The organism is Pseudomonas sp. P4_C1 (assembly GCF_056402155.1).
This window is the reverse complement of the sequence record NZ_JBFUHY010000146.1, coordinates 1-3725: the sequence shown is the minus strand read 5'-3', so window position 1 is coordinate 3725 and position 3725 is coordinate 1. Positions and strand designations below refer to the sequence as shown.

Annotated in this window: 3 protein-coding genes; all 3 read right to left on the bottom strand. The window is 62.4% G+C overall.

What is annotated here, in order from left to right; genetic code table 11:
• The coding region (locus AC1DU9_RS29585; protein WP_477811240.1) for a T6SS effector BTH_I2691 family protein at positions 1 to 1849 on the bottom strand (1849 nt) is incomplete at its 3' end.
• Positions 1846 to 2730 carry a DUF4123 domain-containing protein gene (locus AC1DU9_RS29580; RefSeq protein WP_223463481.1) on the bottom strand — a complete coding sequence of 295 codons (885 nt, stop codon included), beginning with the start codon at positions 2728 to 2730 and terminating at the stop codon, positions 1846 to 1848. The genes AC1DU9_RS29580 and AC1DU9_RS29585, both read right to left, overlap by 4 nt.
• The coding region (locus AC1DU9_RS29575; protein ID WP_477811239.1) for a type VI secretion system Vgr family protein at positions 2727 to 3725 on the bottom strand (999 nt) is incomplete at its 5' end. The genes AC1DU9_RS29575 and AC1DU9_RS29580, both read right to left, overlap by 4 nt.

Sequence of the window (3725 nt, the reverse complement as noted above, 5' to 3'; positions counted from 1 at the left end):
GGGTGCTGCCCAAGCGCACTTCCAGCATGGGCCCGGCGGCGCCCGCGGCCAGCGAGTCGCCGAAGCTCTTGTGGGCGGCCAGGCTTATTTTCGCCTTGACCCCCTGGCTGAGCGGCATGGTCCTGCTTTCGAAATGCAGTTGCTCTCCCAAATGGCCCAGCCTCGCCTTGAACACCAGGGCCAGCGCGGTGTTGAGCGGGCCGTCCAGCCTGGACGCCGCGCTGTTTTGCAGCAGGCGGGTACCGAAGGTGTTGGTCAGCAGCACCGCGCCGCTGAGTCGGATGGCAGAGGGCGGCGTATTGAGGCTGACCTCGCCGACCAGCGCGTGGGCTTTGGCGTAGATATCGACCAGCGACTTGCTCAAGGCTTGCAGCTGAGCGCCGTCCAGGGTCGGCAGTTGCGAGCGTTGGGCGAGCAACAGATTGATCTGTTCGATGGCCTGGGTCTGATTCTGGGCAAGCCCGCGCCAAAACCAGTTGTTCGGCGTCGTGCCGTCGAGGGCGCTCCAGCTGTCGATTTGCGCCTCGCCCAGGGCGGTACTGTTCATGCCGGCAACGGCCACGCCCAGTTGCGCTTCGAACGCCAGGCCGTTGCCGCTGTCTTTGGCATCGTAGTAGGCAAAAGCCTCGAGCAACGCGGTGCTGTTGAGCCACTGCAAATGATCGGCGGCGCGCTGGTCCTTGATCGCATCGGCTTGGGCGACGGCCGCATCAAACTCTGCCATGAAGGCCTGCAGCCGCGCTTCGTCGACCGACGGCGCGTAGCGTTTCGCCCAGCTGTCGTGGCGCGCGTGCTCGATGTCGTCGCGCTCCTGGCGCTGTTGGTCGGCGGGGTTGCGGAAACTGCGGTAGCTGCCCATCGACGCCGTGACCATGTGGACGTTGCTGCTGGCGTACTCGCGGTCGGTGTACCGCACGCCAAGCGCGTTGGCGTGGTTGACGTAGCGTTGCTCGGCTTGTTCGGCGAGGGTGAGCTTGAGGTTTTCGAGGCCGAAGGCGATGGTGTGTTTGCGCTGGTTGTCGATGCCTTCGCCGTCGGTTTTGCGCATGAAGGTTTCGAGCGTCTCCACGCTCTGATTGCGCCAGGCATTGAGCTCCTGGGTGATGCCGATCGGGTCGTCCAACACCACGGCAAAACCCTGCGCCTGGGTCGCTGTTGCGCCAAGCCGCGTGGCCACACCCGCCAGGGCCGAGAATCCGGCCGGGGGCGCAAACAGTTGCTCGCCAAGGCGGGTCATCAAGGGCGGGGAGGTCGGCCCAAGCAGGTCGGCGACGCTACTGTCCAGCGCCTGGGCCTCGATGATGTGCGCGGTGTGGCTGCAGCTTTGGATCAGTTGGCGGATATCGACCTTGCGCAGGGTGTTGCGCAGCCGCGGTTGCGTGCGGATCTCGGCGAGCAGGCGCGGCGTCAGCAGGTCCGGGGTGAACAGCAGCCGGGCTTCGTTGACGTCTTCAGGATCGCTGACCTGGATGACCCGATCGCCGAAGTCCGGCAGGCCGCCCAGCCCCAGGTCGTCCGGGGTGGCGGGCCACACGGCCTTGCACAAGCCGCTGCTGTAGGTTTGATAGGCGCCCTCGCATACCCAGTCGGTCGCGGTGCGGTGGATGAACACATAAAGATACCCCTCGCGCAGTGCGCGCACGGTATAGCGCGCGGTGGTCAGGGGCAGGCTGGCGAGGGGCTCCGCCTGGGCCAGGGCAGGAGGCAGGGCCGATTCGGTGTGCCCGATCACGGCATAGCGCAGCGGCAGCAGGGACACCGAGCGTTTACAGCTGACGCAGGGACTGTTGCCTTCGGTGCTGAACGTTTGCCGGGCGACGAAGTTGAGCAGGTCGGTCGGGGCGGTCATGGTCGTGCTCCCTGGAGAAACAACTGGCCCAGGCGTCCTTCGCCCCGGGCGCTACGCTGCAGCGCGGCATGCCAGTGGGCAGTGCCGTGCAAGCGTTGGGGGGTGTGTTGGAGGGTGAGGATGATGAAATCGGTCAGGTTGTGATGGTCAATCAATCCCAGGCTCTTTCCTTGGCTGAGCAGCGACTCGATCAGCGCCAGACGCACTCCATGGCACGGGCTACTGAATAAAGTGGGTGAGGTTTCGTTGAGTGTTTCCAGTAGCCGGAAAGGCAGGGGGTCACTTTCCAATGCTTGCCATAACGCGGCGTCCATCACCAATCGCGGGGCGGCAACGATCGGGATTGACCGTGCTCCTCCGCGGATTCGATGCCACTGTTCCTGGCTTGGAGTGGCCCCACGGCACCACCAGGACACAACGGGTGCGAGCAGCCACTCTCTCCACTGCTCGGGCGCATGGCGCAAGAGCTTCGGCGTGACACGGCTGTCGTAGTAGCGCAACAAGTAACGCTCGCTGTCTTGCGTGTCGACAAACGTGGCCTGACTCAGATGTCGGGCCAGCACATCGGCGCTCACAGTGCTGGTAATCCATGCGACGATGGTATTGCTGTCATAGCGCGCAAGACTGTCGATCAGTGCGCCATGGCCCTTGCGAGTGGCCTCACGTGGACATGCCAAGTGCGGGCCCAATGGCCTGAGCTGTTCCAGGCCGGGAGCCAGAAGCAGTGGTTGCAGATCAAAGCCTGGATGGTCCGTCAGTTTTTGCCGGGTTTCCTGAGGTAATGTCGCCATATCGATCAACGCGACGAGATATCGCGGACGGGGGACGTCGTGCGCGTAAAGGTCGTTGGTCAGTGCCGTCAGCAGTTCACCGGGAATCATGCGTCCACCTTCACGAGGGCTTTATGCTCACGGGCGGCCTTGAGCCAGCAGCCAACACAGATCGGTTCGCCGGTTGTCGGCACGCCACTAAGGATGAGTGAGTGTCCTGCGCCTTTAGCGTTAAGTTGCGTCGGCCCATTCAGGTAGATGGCAATCCCGCTGAGGGTGATGCCATTGGCATCCAGGGTAATGCTACCGCCGGGGCCTTGTAGAACGAGGCTCTCGCTGGTTTGCAGCTGATAGGTCGTGGTTTTGGTGCCTATGCCTTGCGCGGCAGAGATATGTTGGGAACCCTGAATGACCTGTTCGGCGTTACCGCCAATTTCCATGCGGTGATTGACTGCAATCGTGTCGTGTCGATCATTGCCAATGGTCTCGACCCGGTCTTTGCCAATGCTGATCTGGTGGTTGCGACCGAAACTCTGCACTCGATCTCGACCTACGCTGTGATAGTGGTCCTGAGCGATGCTTATCCGTTCGTCATTGCCCACCTGTTCCTTGCGGTCGTGGCCTACCTCTATCTGCTCGTCATGCCCGACTTTCTCACTGCGGTCATTACCCACAAACGTTGTGTTGTCATGTTTGATATGGACGTTCTTGTCCTTTTCGGCATGGATGTACACCTCTTCCTGCCCCAGCTCATCCTCAAAACGCAGCTCATTGAAGCCCTCTCCCTTATGGGTACGGCTCTTGATGGTCATCCGCGTTTTGTGTTTGGGCAGTTCATAGGGCGGCAGATTGGTCTCGCGGTAGGCGCGGCCCGTGGCGATCGGCTGATCCGGATCGCCATCCAGGAAGCTGATGATCAGCTCCTGATTCACCCGGGGCACGGCCATGGCGCCCCAGGTCGCACCGGCCCAGCCCTGGGCCACACGGATCCAGCACGAACTCTGATCGTTGTTCTTGTCCGAACGGTCCCACGGGAACTGCACCTTGACCCGGCCCCATTCATCGCAATAAATCTCTTCCCCTGGCGGGCCGACTACCGTGGCGAT